Origin of the sequence: Hyphomonas sp. UBA3195 (assembly GCF_002366485.1) — a bacterium.
Lineage (GTDB): Bacteria > Pseudomonadota > Alphaproteobacteria > Caulobacterales > Hyphomonadaceae > Hyphomonas.
In genome coordinates this window covers 43006-60433 of record NZ_DEXB01000001.1, presented here as the reverse complement: position 1 = coordinate 60433, position 17428 = coordinate 43006, and the positions used below count along the sequence as shown (strand labels likewise).

Here is a 17428-nt window from a genome sequence, read left to right as displayed (position 1 = left end):
TCAGTCGGTCGTCGTTGGGTAAAGCGTGACGACGGCCTCGGCGGCGATGCCCTCCCGGCGACCGGTAAAGCCAAGCCCTTCGGTTGTCGTTGCTTTCACGCTCACTGCTTCCAGAGGCAGGTCGAGCAACTCCGCGGTCCGAACCCGCATACCCTCCCGATGCGGTTTCACCTTCGGTGTTTCACAGATCACGGTGATGTCGCAATTTCCTATGGCTAGCCCCAGCTCGCCGACGAGCCGTTGGGCATGCTTGAGGAACATGCCGCTATCGGCATCCTTCCACCGGTCATCGCTTGGCGGGAAGTGATCGCCAATATCGCCAAGTGCAGCCGCACCCAGAATTGCGTCGGTGAGGGCATGCCAGGCAGCATCTGCATCAGAATGCCCCTTCAGCGACGCGGAGTGCGGGATTTTTACGCCGCATAACGTGACATGATCTCCCGGTTCAAAAGCATGGACGTCGAACCCCTTTCCGATACGCATATGACTGACTGGCGGTGCCATGAGCCTCGAAACCATATCGAAATCCTCGGGATAGGTGATTTTGTGCAGCCGGTCCGAGCCGCGCACCAGTTTTACATCGATGCCTTGCGCCTCAACCGCTGCCAGGTCGTCAACCAGATCATCACTCGCCTCTTCGAGTGCGTGCGATATGGCGCCAAACCGGAAGGCCTGAGGGGTCTGGACGCGGAACAGGGCCTCGCGGGAGACGGTCTCCAGGGTGTTGTCCGTCTGTCGTTTCAACGCATCCTGGACGGGCAGGGCAGGTGCTGCAGCAGCATGTGTGTTCAGGGCGTCCAATAGAACATCGATCACCTTATGGGTCAGCCCCGGTCTTGCCGCATCATGTATCAGGACGATTGCGTCGTCTTGCGGGGCATTGATCGCATTGAGCCCGTTGCGGACGGATAGTGTGCGAGTGGCTCCACCGGATACGCATAGGCAGTGTGTTGGAGTGAAATCCTCCGGGAGATCCGAACCTGTAACGACAATAATCTCATCAATACGAGGGTGTGTCCTGAAAGCCTCAATTGACCACTCGATGACTTGTCGGCCATTGAGATCGCACCACTGTTTCGCACGTGCACTCTCTGCCCGTCGACCTTGGCCTGCGGCGACTATGATGGCGATCACCTTGTTCATACGACGCTTTTTATGGGAGGTCGCAAAGGTTGGCTACAGGTGAATGTGGCGACATTCGCGGAAAACTGCTTGCATATTGTGCACTTGCGAAAGTCTAAAAAAACGGAAAGATAGTAGAATGACCAATTTTCGGGCACCTCGAGTATGGCTTGCGCCGATGTCCGGCGCGACAGATGCGCCGATGCGTCGTCAAGCAAGTCGCTTTGGCGCGCCTGCTGTCGTGTCAGAAATGGTTGCCGGTGACATGCTCGCTGCAGCTCGTCCGGATGTGGTGCGTCGCACATGTCGTCATGATGGCCAGGGGCACTGGATCGTCCAACTCGCGGCCAGCCGTCCTGAGGCGATGCTGAGGGGGGCGCAACTGTTGCGTGAGACCGGCGTCGACGTGATCGATATCAATATGGGGTGTCCGTCTCGTCAGGTGACGGGCGCGCAGTCAGGTTCTGCCCTGATGCGGGATGTGCCTCTGGCGCTCGAAATCATTCAAGCTGCCCTCGATGGTGCAGACGGCCTGCCCGTGACATTGAAAATGCGCCTTGGCTGGGACGACCAGAGCTTGAACGCGCCGGAGATCGCGGTCGCCGCTGAGCGGATGGGAATTTGTATGCTCACCGTGCATGGCAGGACGCGATGCCAATTCTACAAAGGCAATGCCGACTGGGCGCGGGTTGCTGACACGGTTGCGGCTGTATCCCTGCCAGTGATCGTGAATGGCGACATAGAAACGCCCGAAGATGCTGATGTTGCACTGGCTCAGTCGGGGGCACATGGCGTCATGATTGGTCGCGCCGCCATGGGGCGTCCCTGGCTGCCGGGTCAAATCAAAGCTCATCTCGAAGGTCGAACCTTTCAGATGCCTGGCCTTTCAGAGCAGATTGATAGTCTGCTTGAGCAGGTTTCGGATAGTGTTGAACTCTACGGAGAGTTTCTCGGTCTTCGCACGGTACGCAAGCACGTTTCGGCGGCGATTGATGCTGTCCAACTTCCGCTCGAATCTGATGAGCGGCGGAGGCTTCGCTCACGGCTCTGTCAAATCGCCGATTTCGAAGAACTGAAATCGGCGCTTCGTGCCGTCTACTCAAGATCCAGAGAAATGGAGGCCGCCTGATGGCCAGCGACGTCGCCATGTCAGCTCCGCGGTTGGGTGATCTGTCTCCTATTGCGTTGTTGCTGATTGATTCACGCAGGAAAGTTGTTGAGGTAAACGCAGCAGCGGAAAGCCTGTTGCAGCTGTCTCGTCGGGGCCTCCGCAGCAAACCTCTCAGCGAGATAGTCTATCACGACTCCCCGGTCTTCGAACTGCTTGACCGGGCCCATCGAACCGTGGGCGATATTACTGCGCCGGGGACTCCGATCACCGGCCCTGGTCTTATGTCGCGACAGATCTGCGATATCTGGGTCAGATCAACTGACGACAATGGTTTCATGATCGCGATGTGTGAAGCCGCGACGCGGGACGTGAATGAGTCTGCCGCCGGTGTTGCTGGTTTCGGCCGCATTCTGGGTCATGAAGTGAAAAACCCGCTCGGCGGCATTATCGGGGCCGCGCAATTGCTCGAACGCCAATCGGTCGATGGCCAGTCCGAGTTGTTGTCAATCATCAAGGAAGAGGCCCGGCGCATCGAGCGACTGGTGAACCGCCTTTCGGCGTTCGAGCTGTTTTCAGCGCCGCACATGGAGCCTTTCAATATCCACGCTCTCCTGGAGCGCGTTTTGGCCTCGGAACGTGCCGCGATGGGGAGCAAGGTGGAATTCAAACGGGACTTTGATCCATCGCTTCCACCAGTGATCGGGGATTCTGATCATCTGCAGCAGGCTTTCCAAAATCTCATCCGCAATGCTGCGGAAGCCGCGATGGACGGCGACACGTCGGGCAAGGTGACGGTAAGAACCTCCTATGCCGCCGGTCTTTCTTTCCGCCAGGCGCGACTGGGTGCAGGTCTTCGCCGCGCAATGCTGGTTTCGGTAGAAGACACCGGCAAGGGCATAGCCCGCAATCGCCAGAGTACCATTTTTGAAGTTTTCCAAAGCAGCAAGTCTGGGGCCCGTGGGCTTGGACTGTCGATTGTAAAGGAAGTCGTGACCGCTCATGGCGGCCAGATTCGTGTAGACAGCGTGCCGGGCTCGACGCGCTTTTCAGTGTTGTTACCGCTTGGTACTGGGGAAAAGACCGATGGCTGAGAAAACCGTTCTGCTTGCAGAAGATGATGCAAGCATTCGATTGATTGTGAACCAGACCCTCGTGGCTGCGGGCTATGAGGTCCGCGCGACGAGTTCCCCTGAGGCCTTGGAGCGCTGGGTGCGTAACGGGGAGGGCGACGTGGTCGTCTCGGATGTGTTCCTTGGGGACGCCTCCATTTTTGACCTGCTCCCTTCGCTGAAGCTCGCCAGGCCTGATCTGCCCTTCATCGTCATGAGTGGCCAGAATACAATCCTGACGGCAGCCTCAGCTGCGCAGCATGGTGCGTTTGACTATCTGCCCAAGCCATTCGACATCGACACGCTGTCCGGGCTTGTCCAGCGCGCCTTGAAATCACAACCGAAAGTATCGGCCCGCGCGATCAATCCTGAATCTCAAAAGGCCATCAGCGACGCCGGTCTACCGTTGATTGGGCGGTCTGACGCGATGCAGGAAGTCTATCGGATCATCGCGAAAGTGATGAACACCGATCTGACTGTGCTGATTGAGGGAGAGAGCGGGACCGGCAAAGAGCTGGCGGCGCGTGCAATCCATCAACTTGGTGACGCGAAAAATGGAAACTTCGTCGCTTTGGATCTTGCGGCACTACCTGCTTCGGAAATCAATCGTCAGCTATTTGGCCACAATGGCGAACAAGGCGCTGTCCACCAGAAAGGCGGCACACTTTATCTGGACGAGATTGGTGATCTTCCCGCTGAAGCGCAGACGCAGCTTGTGAAGTTGATGCGAGATTCAAGTGGCGCGCGGATCATTGCATCCACCCGCAGAAACCTCGGTAGGCTGGTTGATGACGGTAAGTTCCGCGAGGACCTCTATTATCGATTGAACGTGGTGCGGCTGACCATGCCGCCCCTGCGGCTTCGCAAGGAGGACATTCCTGAACTCGCTCGTGCTTTTCTCATCCGGGCGCAGCGACAGGGTCTGGCCGCAAAGACGCTCGACAAATCAGCGCTTGATCTGCTCACCGCCTATGATTGGCCGGGCAATGTGCGTGAACTTGAAAACCTCGTCTTGCGGCTGGCGGTGCTTTGTCCCGACGAGACGATCACATTGCGCGATGTGGAGCGGGAGCTGCGCGCCGGCGCAAGCGAGCAGAAGGGATCGAGTGCCGGCTTTGAAAAAGACATCGAAACCCTGTTGCACCGCTATGTGATGGGCGACCTCATAGCGAGCGGTGACCATGAGGATTCAAGCGTGTATTCCAACGTCATAGATCAGGTTGAGCGGCCTCTGATCCGGTTGGCTCTCTCAGTGACTGCGGGCAACAAGGTCAAGGCGGCACAATTGCTGGGCATGAACCGCAACACATTGCGAGCCAAGATCAATGCATTGGGTATTGCAGAAGAGTGATTGACTACATCGACGACTGTGGCTTTACTGCACCACTGTTGCTTTTGAGGCACGAAAGTGTGACTTAAGCGCAACTGGGCCGGGGCGGCCATGTGTAGAGCGGTGTATCGTTGTCGAATGTACTGAGCCAGCAAGCCACCAAGGCCAGTTGGGCACTCTTTGAAGGTCTCTTTATCATTGCGGCTCTCGTCGCCGTGTTTGCGACCTTCATTGCCATCTCTGGAGTCGATCCTGACAATCCGACCGCCGGCGCCACACCTTGGCTGCTCGGACTGAACTTTGTCGTCATTATTGTGCTCGCGACCATCATTGTTCGTGAGTACCTGACGATCCAGTCAAACAGCGAGAGTGAAGGACGCGGCAGGCTGGCCCGCCGTTTCGTCATGCTGTTCGGTTTCTCCGCGCTTGTTCCATCGGCCATCGTCGCGGTTTTTCTGGGAGCCATTTTTACCCAAGGCCTGGATAACTGGCTTGGAGAGCGCGTCGATTCCGTCATGGAAAAGAACGCCGAAATCTTTCGTACCTATGTCGATAATTTCGAGACTACGTTTGACGTGGATGTGCGCCTCGCCGCGCTTGATGTTGAAAACTTCGCGCGTGAAGTTGAGGCGAATCTCACAGACGCAGAAGCCGCCAGAAACCTGTCATCTGAAGCGTCCCTCGCATTCTCGGAAGGCTTGCGTTCGGAACTCGCCTTTCGCGATTTCCTTACCATCGCCATTTTGGGGGCCGATGGTGTCGAACTGATTGCTCAGGAGAGCGTGCAGGATGCGATCCTGATTCCGCCCCCGGCGCCTGCCTTTGAAGAGGCGGACCGGGGCGAGATTGCGACCACGCTTTATGAAAATCGAGGCATCGCAACAGCCCTGATCCATATTACGGAACCGCTGGATGGATACATCTATGCGGTGAAGAATTTTGATCGGAACGCTGCCGTGCGTCTCCGCGAAGCCGAAGCCGAGATCATTCAATACAATAATGCCAAGCGGCAGGGTGGTCGGTTGCAGACGATTTTCGCCATTGGCTATGCGCAAATCGCGGCGCTGGTTCTGCTGCTCGCTGGTCGACTGGGCCTCGAAGCAGCTGGTCGGGTGACCGGCCCCATTGGTCGCCTTGCAATTGCAGCTCACACCGTTCGCGACGGAGATCTCACTGTTCGCGTTCCTGTGACGGGTGCTAAGGACGAGGTCTATGCTCTGAGCCAGTCGTTCAATGCGATGACAGAGCAATTGTCAGAACAGCGAAATGCGCTCATCCAGGCGCGCGAAGTGGAAGAAGACCGTCGGCGCTTTGTCGAGACATTGCTAGCGGAAGTCAGCGCGGGCGTTATCCGTATGGATGGCAATATGGTTGTCACGCTTGCCAACAGGTCCGCCGGAGATCTGCTCGGGATTGATGCGATTGAAGACGGTGAGAGCCTGGGCGCTGTCGCACCTGACTTCGTTCGATATGCTCACGATACATTACAGCAGAACTCTCCGGTCGATGCGTCTATCGACATCAATCGCAACGGTGCCATACGACACTTCAGGCTCAAGACAGCGCCAGATCCGGCCGGCGGCTGCGTTTTGACCTTCGATGATACAACGCGGCTTGTGAATGCGCAGCGACAGTTGGCTTGGCGAGATGTCGCCCGTCGCATCGCGCATGAGATTCGCAATCCACTGACGCCTATTATGCTGTCCACGGAACGCCTGAGGAGGCGTTATGCCGACAAGATTGATGACACTGACGGCGTATTTGACCGGTGCATCGAAACAATTCTGCGTCAGGTTGGCGATATTGGCCGAATGGTTGAGGAGTTTTCTTCATTCGCTCGCATGCCGAAGCCGAATGCCAGCCAGTTCGATATGACGTCCCTGTTGAAAGCGACCAGCTTTTCTCAAGGCATGGTTACGCCGGATATTGTCGTGGAGTTTGAATCAGAGCTTGAAAAGGTCCCCTATCTTGGCGACGAACGCCTGATCGGTCAGGCGCTGGGCAATCTGCTCAAGAACGCTGCAGAGGCGATCGAGGGCATGCCGGAAGAGGCTGAGGTGCGTGGCCAAATTCGAGTTGTGCTCTCGGATACCGACAAGGGCGTTGATATTACCATCGAAGACAATGGTCCCGGATTTCCAGAGGACGCACGCGACCGCTTGCTGGAGCCATACGTCACGACGCGCGAAAAGGGGACCGGACTTGGTCTGGCCATCGTCAATCGGATCATAGTTGATCATGGTGGGTCTATCTCGCTTCAGAACAGGCTTGATGGGATGCGCGGGGCGCGAGTGCGCGTTTGGCTGCCACACAATGCGATGCGGGTGCACGACGCTTTTGAAGTGACGCCCGAAGAAGAAACAGATGAATCACCGGCACGTGCCGGACTAGTGTAGAGGAGCCTGAGTTATGGCCTTGGACATTCTTGTGGTTGATGACGAACCAGATATCCGTGAACTGATTGCGGGTGTGCTGGGAGATGAAGGCTATTCAGCCCGTACGGCCGACACCGCCGAACGCGCTCTTGAGGAAGTTCGTGCACGAACGCCACGGCTCGTGGTGTTGGATGTCTGGCTTCAGGGCAGTGGAATGGATGGGCTGTCGCTCCTCAAATACCTGAAGTCGATTGATCCAATTCTTCCAGTCATCGTAATAAGCGGTCACGGCAACATCGAAACAGCCGTCGCGGCGATCCGGCGTGGAGCCTATGACTTCATCGAGAAGCCGTTCAAGACTGATCGTCTATTGCACATGGTGGAGCGCGCAATCGAGTCCGCGGCGCTGAAATACGAGAATGCTGCGCTGAAGAACAGAGCCGGTGACAATGAAGAATGGATCGGAGACAGTCAGGCGGCTTCGGCATTACGAGCTTCGATTGAGAAGGTAGCGCCAACGAATTCCAGAGTGATGATCTCCGGGCCAGCCGGGTCCGGCAAGGAACTTGCCGCGCGGCTCATCCATCGTAATTCCTTGCGCGAAAATGGCCCCTTCATTGTTGTGAACGCGGCCACCATAGCGCCGGACCAGATGGAGAGCGCCCTGTTTGGCGAAGAGGACTCCCAGGGTCGGACAACCCGAATTGGCCTCTTTGAAAAAGCTCATACCGGCACACTGTTGCTTGATGAGGTGGCTGACATGCCACTGGGGACCCAGAACAAGATTTTGCGGGTCCTGACAGAGCAGCGCTTTCAACGGGTAGGCGGGAAGTCGGACGTGACCGTAGATGTTCGCGTCATGTCGGCCACCACCAAGGATATTCGTCATGAAATCTCGGAAGGCCGCTTTCGTGAAGATCTGTTCTATCGGTTGAGTGTCGTGCCGTTGCGGGTGCCGTCGCTTGCAGAGCGGCGAGACGATATTGGGGACCTCGTCACATACTTTACCAACCGGATCGCTGATTCTTCTGGCCTGACGCCTCGTACGTTTTCAGCGGAGGCCATGGCCGTTCTTCAATCGATGGATTGGCCTGGCAATATCCGGCAGTTGCGTAATGTGGTGGAAAGAATCCTGATCCTGTCACCATCTGACTCCAGCCGTCCGGTAAGTGTTGATGAGCTGCCGCGCGAATCGTCCGGTATTCCGGGGGATGTTGGCAAAAGCGGATCGGCAGAGCTTGTCGGATTGTCTCTGCGTGATGCGCGAGAACAGTTTGAGCGAGAGTATCTTGCGCTTCAGATCACCCGATTCAATGGCAATATTTCTCGTACTGCCGAGTTCATCGGTATGGAGCGTTCGGCCTTGCACAGAAAATTAAAGGCTTTAGGCGTAAACTCGAATCTTACTCGTCAGGACGGCTGAGGCCGTTGAGGGGCTGTAGACCATGCATGTTCTGATTTGCGGTGCGGGCCGCGTGGGGCACGGAATTGCTCGGCGCTTGGCTCGCGAAAAGCATGATATCACGATCATCGATGAAAATCCGGACTTGGTGGACCAGGTGTCTACGGACTTGGACGTACGTGGCTTCACGGGCCACGCCGCGCATCCCGATGTGTTGAAAAAGGCGGGCGCTGCTGACTGCGAAATGATTATCGCGGTGACGCATTTCGACGAAATCAACATGGTGATTTGCCAAATCGCCCACACGCTTTTTTCCGTTCCATACAAGATCGCGCGCGTGCGAGAGCAATCCTATATCGATCCGGCGTGGAAGAATGTCTTTTCGCGGGAAGGCCTCCCGATCGATATGGTCATTTCGCCCGAAGTTGAAGTCGGTGAAGCAATCCTTCAGCGTTTCCGCACGCCGGGCGCAGTGATGAGTGCGACCTTTGGCAAGGGTAAAGTACGCCTGCTTGGTCTGGAAATCGATGACAGCAACCCTCTATTGGACACACCTGTAGATCAGCTGCGGGGCCTTTTTCCCGACCTGTCGGCCAGAATTGTCGGGATAGGGCGGGGCGACTCGGTTCGCGCGCCTCGCGCAACTGATGTGCTGAAAGTGGGAGATCGTGCCTATGTTGCTGTTCTGGATGAACATGCCGACCGACTGACGTCTATCTTCAACCGGGAATCGGAACAGTCCGGGCATGTCGTGATTGTTGGCGGGGGCAATGTTGGTCTCTATGTTGCCACCACGTTGGAGCGCGAAGGCAAGAACCGCATCCGCCTCATTGAGCACAATGTGGAACGGGCCAATGAAGTCGTGTCCGAGGTCAAGCGAACGATCGTCATTCAGGGCGATGGGCTGAACCCTGATATCCTTGCGGAAGCTGGTGCGCCGAAAGCCGACTTCGTGGTTGCGATTACCAATGACGACAAGGCCAATTTGCTGATTTCCAATTTGGCCAAACGTGCGGGCGCAAAACGTACTCTGGCACTCGTGAATGCGACTGAGCTGGCTGGGCTGGCACGTGATCTGCGAGTGGATGCTGTTCTCGATCCGCGGGCCCTCACGGTCTCACAGATCCTGCTGCGCATGCGTCGGGGGCGTATTCTTGGGCTTCAGTCCATTGAAGATGGCAAAGCGGAAGTTGCAGAGGGAATAACGCTCGAGTCGTCGTCGCTGATCGGCAAGCCGCTTGGCTATGATGATTTGCCGGAAGGCATGACCGCTGCTGCTGTCATACGCGGCAAGGAAGTATTCATTGCCGGACCTGATGTTACAGTCCAAGCCGAAGATCATCTGATCATATTTTATCAGGAAGAGATGGTTCGAAAGGTTGAAAAGTACTTCCGGGTCAGTCCGGACTTTTTCTAAATCATGTACTACGCTTCTGTCGTCCGCGTTCTTGCTTTCTTACTGCTGATCGTCGCTGCAGCCAGCATTCCGTCAATCTTCATGGCGATTGCAGCGGGTGAAGATAGCCAGACCTTTGCCTTCGGCACGATGGTCCTGTGTATTGTCGTTGTATCAAGCAGCGTTCTGCTGCTCACACCCAAACCGGATAGGAAGGCCCGACCCTCCGATGCGTTGGGAACGGTTATTCTGTGGTGGTTTATCACGCCGGTGGCGACTAGCTTGCCGTTTGTGCTGGGGGTCGAAAACGATAGCGTTCTCAGCGCGATACATGAGGCGACTGCTTGTCTTACGACCACCGGGCAATCGGTCATTTCTGTCCAGAACAATGAGTGGCCAATCAGCCTGGTTGTCTGGCGCGGCATGCTGCACCTATTGGGGGGACTCGCCACCATAACGGTAGCTGCCAGCGTGTTGGCTGCGCTCAATCTCGGCGGTCCGGGCATTCATCGAACCGTCTTGTTTACCGTGCCGGAAACAAGCTTCTTCAATGCTGTCCCGCGCGTCGCCCGCGTGGTCAGCATATTGATGGTAATTTCAATACTCGCCCTGTTCTCCGCTTTGGTCTTCATGGGGGTTCCGGCCGAACGCGCCTTGGGCGACTCGGTGAGTGCGCTGACAACTGGCCTGGTGCACCCACAAGGCATCATGCGCGCACCACTGGACACAGGACCATCTATCGTTTTGGGCATTGGTCTACTAGTTGGAGCCATGGGCCTGGCGATCTGGTTGCCGCTGAAGGACCGGAAGCCGCTCAAAGCGGTTACGGACCCTGAAGTTACACTTTTCGTAGGATTGCTATTCGTATTTGTCGGTTTTGCGGTGGCGTCCGATCTCAACGTAACGGAGGGACTGTCTTGGGCTTTGTCAGCCTTGTCGACGTCCGGCCTCTCTCTGTCTGACCCTGCAGATTACAACCGCATTCCTCTTCCTGTGCTGGTTTTGCCGGCCTTGATCGGCGGGTCGGCGCTGTCTGCAGCGGGCGGAGTCAAAATTGCGCGTTTCATTGTGCTGGCCCGAAGGGCTGGTCAGGAATTCCGTCAACTCGGATATCGGCAGTCGGTCTTGGGATTTCGTTTCCGGGATCGAGAATTGAACGAACGAAGCGTGATAGGGGTCTGGGTTTATCTGATCGGTTACGTACTCTCGATATTCCTGCTCATGTCCGGATTTGCCTTTCTGGGGCTGGATTTCATCCCGGCTATACGTCTCTCTATTGGCGGTCTGACCAATTCAGCAGCCGTACTGGGGAGCTATCCGGTGGACTTAACTGGGCCTGCGCAAGCATTGATCATTTTTTCAATGATTCTCGGGCGATTGGAGGTTTTAGCCCTGATTCCAGCCCTTTCCCTCAGCTTTTGGAGGGGGTAACGGCTGTTCGCACTTGCACTGAAGCTGTAATCCCGTTAGCGCGACACATAACAAGAACAGGCCAGATTGGATTCCCGTCATGTCCGCCGACAAAAAACAGAATTTGCAAGACACCTTCCTGAATGCCGTCCGGAAGTCCCGGACTCCCCTGACAGTCTTCCTGGTCAATGGCGTTAAACTTCAGGGTGTGGTGACTTGGTTTGACAATTTCTGTGTTCTGCTTCGCGGTGACGGACGCCCACCACAGCTTGTTTACAAGCACGCCATCTCTACAATTGCTCCAAGCGCCCCGGTGCAGTTGTTTGATGAGGAAATGGATGCGGACTAGGCCATTTTGACTGACAGGATGATTGATCGCACGCCAGTGCCCGAGGTGGCTGGCGTGATTATCCCTTGGTTTACACCTGCAAACAGACCCACCGAAGACCGTCTGCAAGAAACGGCAGGCCTCGTGGAAGCGCTTGGCTGTAATTTGGCCTTCCTGCGTGCTGAACATGTTCGCAAGGTAAACTCATCGGTCTTGCTGTCGGGAGGTATTCTTGATCGATTGGCCGAAGACCTCCGCCAGAATGATTGCACCGTAGCCGTCGTTGACGGTGACCTGACACCGGTTCAGCAACGCAACCTCGAGCGAAAGCTTGAAGTGAAGGTCATCGACCGGACGGGCTTGATCCTCGAAATATTTGGCTTGCGCGCCCGGACCAAGGAGGGCCGTCTTCAGGTCGAATTGGCCCGTCTCCTTTACGAGCGGTCGCGACTGGTGCGGACCTGGACCCACCTTGAGCGCCAGAGGGGCGGTGGCGGCTTCCTGTCTGGCCCCGGTGAAAGCCAGCTCGAAGCAGACCGGCGGATGCTGGACGACAAGATCCTGCGGCTGCGCCGTGATCTGGACGATGTGAAGCGCACGCGCGCCGTGCAAAGGGCAGGGCGCAAGCGGAGCGGAAAGCCCGTGATTGCGCTGGTGGGCTACACCAATGCCGGCAAGTCGACCCTGTTCAACCAGATGTCCGGCGCTGACGTCTTCGCGCGGGACATGCCGTTCGCGACGCTCGACCCCACGATCCGCAGGTTTGACCTGCCGACCCTCGGCGAAGCGGCCTTGATCGACACGGTCGGGTTCATCACAGATTTGCCGACCCATCTGATCGACAGTTTCCAGGCGACGCTGGAAGAGGCCATGCAGGCAGATCTCCTGGTCCATGTGCGCGACCGATCGAGCCGGGCAGATCTGGAACAGGCCGAAGATGTGATGATCGTGCTGGAGCAATTGGAGGCCGAGACCGGCCTGCCATTGCCGCCCATGATTGAGGTCTGGAACAAGGCCGACCTGCTTCCGGATGATCGTGCCGAGGCGCTCGCCTTCTCTGCGCGTGGGCCACTCGATACACCGGCTGTGCTTGTTTCGGCGTTGACGGGAACAGGGATCAACGAATTGCTCAATCTCATTGAGGCCGTTCTGTTGAAGGGCGCGACCGAGATCGAGTTGGAGCTGGGGACAAAGGACGGGCGGGCCCGGGCCTGGTTGCACCGCAACGGGGAAGTCCTTTCGGAGACGACATTGGACAGCGGGAACGTTGTGATGACAGCGCGCCTGCCCAATGACAGGCTGGGTCAATTCTATTCCGAATTTCCAGACTTTAATCCTGCCTGACGCGCTCCTGCTGTTTCACGCGCTGCCATAGAGATTCCTGCGCGTCGATATCGAGCGCTGCAAAGTCCTGACCATCCTGTTCAGCGAGTCCTTCCATGGCGCGGAAGCGGCGTTCAAATTTGGCATTGGCGCGTCGCAAGGCCTGTTCCGGATCCACATTGAGGCGACGGCTGAGATTGGCCGCAACGAACAGTAGATCGCCCAGTTCGTCTTCTATCTTGTCCGGGTCGCCGGTTTCGATGGCTTCACGTACCTCGCCGGTTTCCTCAGCCAGCTTATCGAAGATGTCATCAGCCTCGGTCCAGTCAAAACCTACTCGCGCTGCCCGCTTCTGGAGTTTCTCGGCGCGTAGCAGAGCTGGCAGGGCGAGCGCAACGCCATCCAACGCGCTGGCGGGGGCTTCGGGTTGTCCTTTGGCAGCGCGTTCTTGCGCCTTGATCACTTCCCACGCGGCGACCTGTTGATCCTCCGTTCTTGAGCTTTCATCGCCAAACACGTGCGGATGGCGGCGAATCATTTTTGCATTGATCGCCTCGACCACATCCGTGATCTCGAAGGCGCCAGCTTCTCTGGCCATCTGACTGTGGAAAACGACCTGAAAGAGCAGGTCACCCAGTTCTTCCTTCAGTTCATCCATATCGGCGCGCTGAATTGCATCGGCCACCTCGTAGGCTTCCTCAATCGTATAAGGTGCAATCGTCGAGAAGTTCTGCGCAACATCCCACGCACAGCCCGTGTTCTTGTCTCGAAGTTTCGCCATGATGTCGATCAAGCGAGCCATGGCTTCGCTAGCAGGCGAATAGGAATTGATGTCGTCGGTCATCGAAACCGACTAGCCTGACTCTCCTGCGGAATCGACTGATTGATTGACAATTTGTCGATGTCGCGTGACCTGAATGGGCGGGTACATCAGTGTGGCATCGCATGCGCCTGGCGCTTGGGCTCCGGTTCGGTCTGCCAAGGATGCCTTAGACCAAGGTGCGCCGCCGATTGCAAAGCTTTCTGGTTTGTCGACGAACGAGTCGCTACGATGAGTCGGACTTGCGTAATCTGCCAAAACGAGGATGCCTGATGTTCATGACGCCCGAATGTGTTGCGCCGACAGGATGCACGCTAGGTGAGGGGCCGCTCTGGAGCCCATCGGAAGGCTTCCTGTGGTGGGTGGATATCAAGCGGGCGAAATTGCACAGATTCAATCCAAGAACCGGCAATACACGACGCTATGACTTGCCCATAAAAGCCAGTACGCTTGCTCTGTATGATGGTAGCATACTTATGGCCGGTGACCGGGAAATCGGAGTCTACGACCCGTCGACCGAAGCCTATGATCGACTTGCCGTGCTGGCTGAGGAGCCGAAAACAAATCGTACGAATGACGGCGGCATCGCGCCGGACGGGTCCCTATGGTTCGGTACAATGGACGAATCCGAAAAGGAACCGAAGGGTGGCTACTACAAATTCAGCCTGGATGGGTCAGTTGACGCGCTACGCCTGCCATCGGTCCTAATTACCAATACGTTCCAATTTTCTCCAGACGGACGGAAGTTCTACACATGCGATTCTGCAGAACAGGAAATTCTGTCTTTTGATCATGATCTAGAGACCGGCAAGCTGTCCGGGCGAAAGGTTTTATCTGATACTTTCGAGCTAGCGGGCTATCCAGATGGTTCGGCCATTGATTCGGAAGGCTGTCTTTGGACCTGCCTGTGGGATGCATCTCGAGTCATTCGACTGACCCCGGATGGAGAGATTGACCGGATTATCGTTCTTGCAGCAACACGCCCAACCAGCGTGGCGTTTGGAGATGACGACTTGAAGACGCTGTTCATAACGACCGCGCGATCCGGCTTGTCCTTTCCGCAGCTGGATGCCCGACCCTTATCAGGCAGCCTGTTTGCGATTCGGGTGGATGTTCCGGGTTTGCCGCCTCGCGAATTTGGCAAACCGCTTTGAGCTCAAGCGTTCCCTTGCAGGACCTGCACAAGACACCACCTAGCCTAGACAATGCCAGCAGTGTACTTAACCGTGGACGTGGCGGCTCAAAACCGCTAACTCCCCGCTTTTCAAGAGAGAGTCGGAATGGCCGATAAGGTGAAAAAGAAACGCGTAGGTCCTATTACCTTCTTTCGGCAGGTTCGTGCCGAAGGGAACAAGGTGACGTGGACGTCCCGTCAGGAAACGATCCAGGCGACGATTTTTGTCGTTATCATGTCTATCCTGATCGCCCTTTTTCTGTTCTTAGCCGATTTCGTCATCAATTTGGCCGTTAAGGCGATAACGGGCCTCTGAGACCAGAACGGCCCGTCAACATTTCATTAGGGAGCGCGTAGGCCTCATGGCTGAAGCCAAATGGTACATTGTCCATGCTTATTCCAACTTCGAGAAGAAGGTCGCTTCGACCATTCTCGAACAAGCGGAACGCAAAGGACTGGCAGACCTGATTGAAGACATGCAGGTGCCGACCGAAGAAGTCGTCGAAGTCGCGCGCGGTAAGAAGAAGACCGTCGAGCGCCGGTACTTCCCGGGCTATGTCCTTATGAAGGCCGTCATGACGGATGATGTCTATCACCTCGTAAAAGACACGCCGAAAGTGTCGGGCTTCCTCGGAGCAGAAGGTGGCAAGAAACCCCTTCCAGTTCGCCAGCGTGAAGTTGATCGCATTCTTGGTTCCTCTACCGACTCAGCTGCCGAGCGTCCGCGTCCGCAGATTTCCTTCGAAATCGGCGAACAGGTTCAGGTCAACGATGGTCCGTTTCAGGGCTTTGAAGGTTCTGTTGAAGAAATCGATGAGGAAAACGGTCGCCTCAAGGTCACGGTTTCCATTTTTGGCCGCGGAACACCGGTCGATCTCGAGTTCGAGCAAGTCGCTAAAGTCTGATTTGTCAGACGAATCAGGTAGAGCGCAGTTCGCTACCGGGTTTTGCTTGAAACAAAACGAATTGAGCGGTATTTCCCGCTCATCGTGCCGCCTTAGCTCAGTTGGTTAGAGCACTAGATTGTGGATCTAGGGGTCCCCCGTTCGAGCCGGGGAGGCGGTACCATTTTTTTCTTGTCAATTGTTCCCGACCATTGAAAACATTGGCAATTTGCAAGTTCCAAAAGTTTGACGAGTCGGCAACAATCTGTTGCAATTGGGTCGCGGTTATAAAAAATGCCGCTATTCAACTGATACGCGACTCTAATAGGGCTCGAAGTATCTGATAAATGAGTTTATTCAGGAACCATACGTGGTTTAACCCGTATGAACCTGCGGCCGAGGACAATCCCGTCATTCGGCACACAAAAGGGGATTGAGTATGAAGAAAACTCTTATGTGCGCGACAGCCGCGGCCGCATTTGCGTCTGCCGGCTTTGTCGCACATGCTGAGGACGGGTGGTACGCCCGCGCCGACGCAACTTACGGATTTTCGGGCCAATTCGACCATGATCCTGCCGACCGCGATGTCGTCGGTACGATGGGCGGTACGTCCGACGCTGATGAAACCATCGGTTTCGATCTCGGTCTTGGTTACGGCTTCGACAACGGCTTCCGCCTTGAAGGTGTCGGCGGCTATGGCGATGACGACCTGAGCGTTCCGGCTGCTTCCTACAATGGCGCTCCATCCGGTGCGGTTCCAGCCACAGCTGGTAACCTGCAGACAATGGAACTCATGCTGAACGGCATTTACGACTTCAACCGCGAAGGCGAGATCCAGCCCTATGTCGGCTTGGGTCTTGGTGTCCTGCGCGCGAATGCCAAAGCGAATAACCTTGTTTTCACCAACGGTACCGACGTTTCCGCTGCTAACGGTTTCTCCGACAGCGACACGGGCTTTGCTTACCAGGGTCTGCTTGGCCTCGGTTACAAAGTATCTGATCAGCTGACGCTGGATCTAGGCTATCGCTACAAAGTTGCTGAAGGTCTTGACTTCGGTGGCGTTCATGGCGGCCCGAACTATGATGCCGATTACGAGGCTCACCTGGCAACTGTAGGCATGCGTTTCGCATTTGGTGCACCGCCACCACCACCGCCTCCGCCTCCGCCTCCGCCACCACCACCACCTCCGCCACCACCACCTCCACCACCGCCTCCGCCACCGCCGCCACCACCGACGACGACGACGGATGCCCCTGAAGTTGTGTGCTCCAGCCTCAACCAGGAATTCGTGGTGTATTTCGAGTGGGATCGTGCGGATCTGACGAGCCAGGCGGCTGCCGTTATCGACCAAGCGGTCGCTAACATTAATGGCGAAGCCGGTTGTGCACCGAACACTGTTTCGATCGCAGGCCACACGGATACGTCCGGTGCAAGCGCATACAACCAGCGCCTGTCCCAGCGTCGTGCTGACATCGTGGCAAGTGCGCTCGCTTCCCGTGGTATCGATTCGTCGATCATCACCGAAGAAGCCAAGGGCGAAACGGATCTTGCAAAAGCGACCCGCGATGGTGTTCGTGAGCCTCTGAACCGTCGTTCGGAAGTTGTGATCACTGTTCAGTAGTCACTGACACTTTCATCAAACGG

General features: G+C 56.3%; 15 protein-coding genes and 1 tRNA gene. 14 read left to right on the top strand and 2 right to left on the bottom strand.

From position 1 onward, the window contains the following. Positions 1–1143, bottom strand: a complete 1143-nt coding sequence (locus B2344_RS00290) for a bifunctional 2-C-methyl-D-erythritol 4-phosphate cytidylyltransferase/2-C-methyl-D-erythritol 2,4-cyclodiphosphate synthase (RefSeq protein ID WP_290482654.1) — start codon at positions 1141–1143, stop codon at positions 1–3. A 118-nt stretch (positions 1144–1261) separates the two neighbouring features. On the opposite strand from B2344_RS00290, the gene B2344_RS00285 reads away from it, so the two are divergent. The 9 genes from B2344_RS00285 to hflX all read left to right on the top strand — a co-directional run bounded on the left by B2344_RS00285 (position 1262) and on the right by hflX (position 12927). Beyond that, complete coding sequence (locus tag B2344_RS00285) at positions 1262–2251, top strand: tRNA dihydrouridine synthase (protein ID WP_290484406.1); 990 nt, start codon at positions 1262–1264, stop codon at positions 2249–2251. After that, positions 2251–3324, top strand: coding sequence for a two-component system sensor histidine kinase NtrB (locus tag B2344_RS00280; protein WP_290484405.1), 1074 nt, complete (start codon positions 2251–2253; stop codon positions 3322–3324). The genes B2344_RS00285 and B2344_RS00280 overlap by 1 nt, the downstream gene beginning before the upstream one ends. Beyond that, positions 3317–4693, top strand: a complete 1377-nt coding sequence (locus tag B2344_RS00275; protein ID WP_206990432.1) for a sigma 54-interacting transcriptional regulator — start codon at positions 3317–3319, stop codon at positions 4691–4693. Before B2344_RS00280 ends, B2344_RS00275 begins: the two co-directional genes overlap by 8 nt. A 110-nt stretch (positions 4694–4803) precedes the next feature. Next, complete coding sequence (locus tag B2344_RS00270; protein ID WP_206990433.1) at positions 4804–7068, top strand: sensor histidine kinase; 2265 nt, start codon at positions 4804–4806, stop codon at positions 7066–7068. A gap of 13 nt (positions 7069–7081) precedes the next feature. Further along, the gene (locus tag B2344_RS00265) at positions 7082–8470 is read left to right on the top strand and encodes a sigma-54-dependent transcriptional regulator (RefSeq protein ID WP_206990434.1); all 1389 of its coding nucleotides are present in this window, start codon (positions 7082–7084) and stop codon (positions 8468–8470) included. A 22-nt stretch (positions 8471–8492) separates the two neighbouring features. After that, positions 8493–9866, top strand: a complete 1374-nt coding sequence (trkA, locus tag B2344_RS00260; RefSeq protein ID WP_290478840.1) for a Trk system potassium transporter TrkA — start codon at positions 8493–8495, stop codon at positions 9864–9866. 3 nt (positions 9867–9869) lie between these two features. Next, positions 9870–11276, top strand: a complete 1407-nt coding sequence (locus tag B2344_RS00255; protein WP_290484404.1) for a potassium transporter TrkG — start codon at positions 9870–9872, stop codon at positions 11274–11276. A gap of 79 nt (positions 11277–11355) precedes the next feature. Next, entirely contained in the window at positions 11356–11604 is a 249-nt protein-coding gene (gene hfq, locus B2344_RS00250) for an RNA chaperone Hfq (RefSeq protein ID WP_034812840.1), read from the top strand. Positions 11605–11622: 18 nt separating this feature from the next. Continuing rightward, positions 11623–12927: a GTPase HflX gene (gene hflX / locus B2344_RS00245; RefSeq protein WP_290484403.1), complete on the top strand. Its 1305-nt coding sequence runs from the start codon at positions 11623–11625 to the stop codon at positions 12925–12927. Here hflX and mazG read toward each other — a convergent pair. After that, positions 12914–13750, bottom strand: a complete 837-nt coding sequence (gene mazG / locus B2344_RS00240; protein WP_290484402.1) for a nucleoside triphosphate pyrophosphohydrolase — start codon at positions 13748–13750, stop codon at positions 12914–12916. The genes hflX and mazG overlap by 14 nt on opposite strands. 254 nt (positions 13751–14004) lie before the next feature. Here mazG and B2344_RS00235 point away from each other — a divergent pair, with 254 nt between their 5' ends. From B2344_RS00235 to B2344_RS00215, 5 genes are all read left to right on the top strand, one after another. Then, on the top strand, positions 14005–14880 hold the full coding sequence (locus B2344_RS00235; protein ID WP_206990439.1) for an SMP-30/gluconolactonase/LRE family protein: 876 nt from the start codon (positions 14005–14007) through the stop codon (positions 14878–14880). A gap of 126 nt (positions 14881–15006) precedes the next feature. Beyond that, the gene (secE, locus tag B2344_RS00230; protein WP_034812848.1) at positions 15007–15216 is read left to right on the top strand and encodes a preprotein translocase subunit SecE; all 210 of its coding nucleotides are present in this window, start codon (positions 15007–15009) and stop codon (positions 15214–15216) included. A gap of 46 nt (positions 15217–15262) precedes the next feature. Next, positions 15263–15805 (top strand): transcription termination/antitermination protein NusG, encoded by a 543-nt coding sequence (gene nusG / locus B2344_RS00225; RefSeq protein ID WP_034812852.1) that lies wholly within the window; start codon positions 15263–15265, stop codon positions 15803–15805. A gap of 86 nt (positions 15806–15891) precedes the next feature. Then, a tRNA-His gene (locus B2344_RS00220) sits at positions 15892–15968 on the top strand. Positions 15969–16223: 255 nt separating this feature from the next. Further along, positions 16224–17405, top strand: coding sequence for an OmpA family protein (locus tag B2344_RS00215; protein WP_290484401.1), 1182 nt, complete (start codon positions 16224–16226; stop codon positions 17403–17405). Positions 17406–17428: the final 23 nt, after the last annotated feature.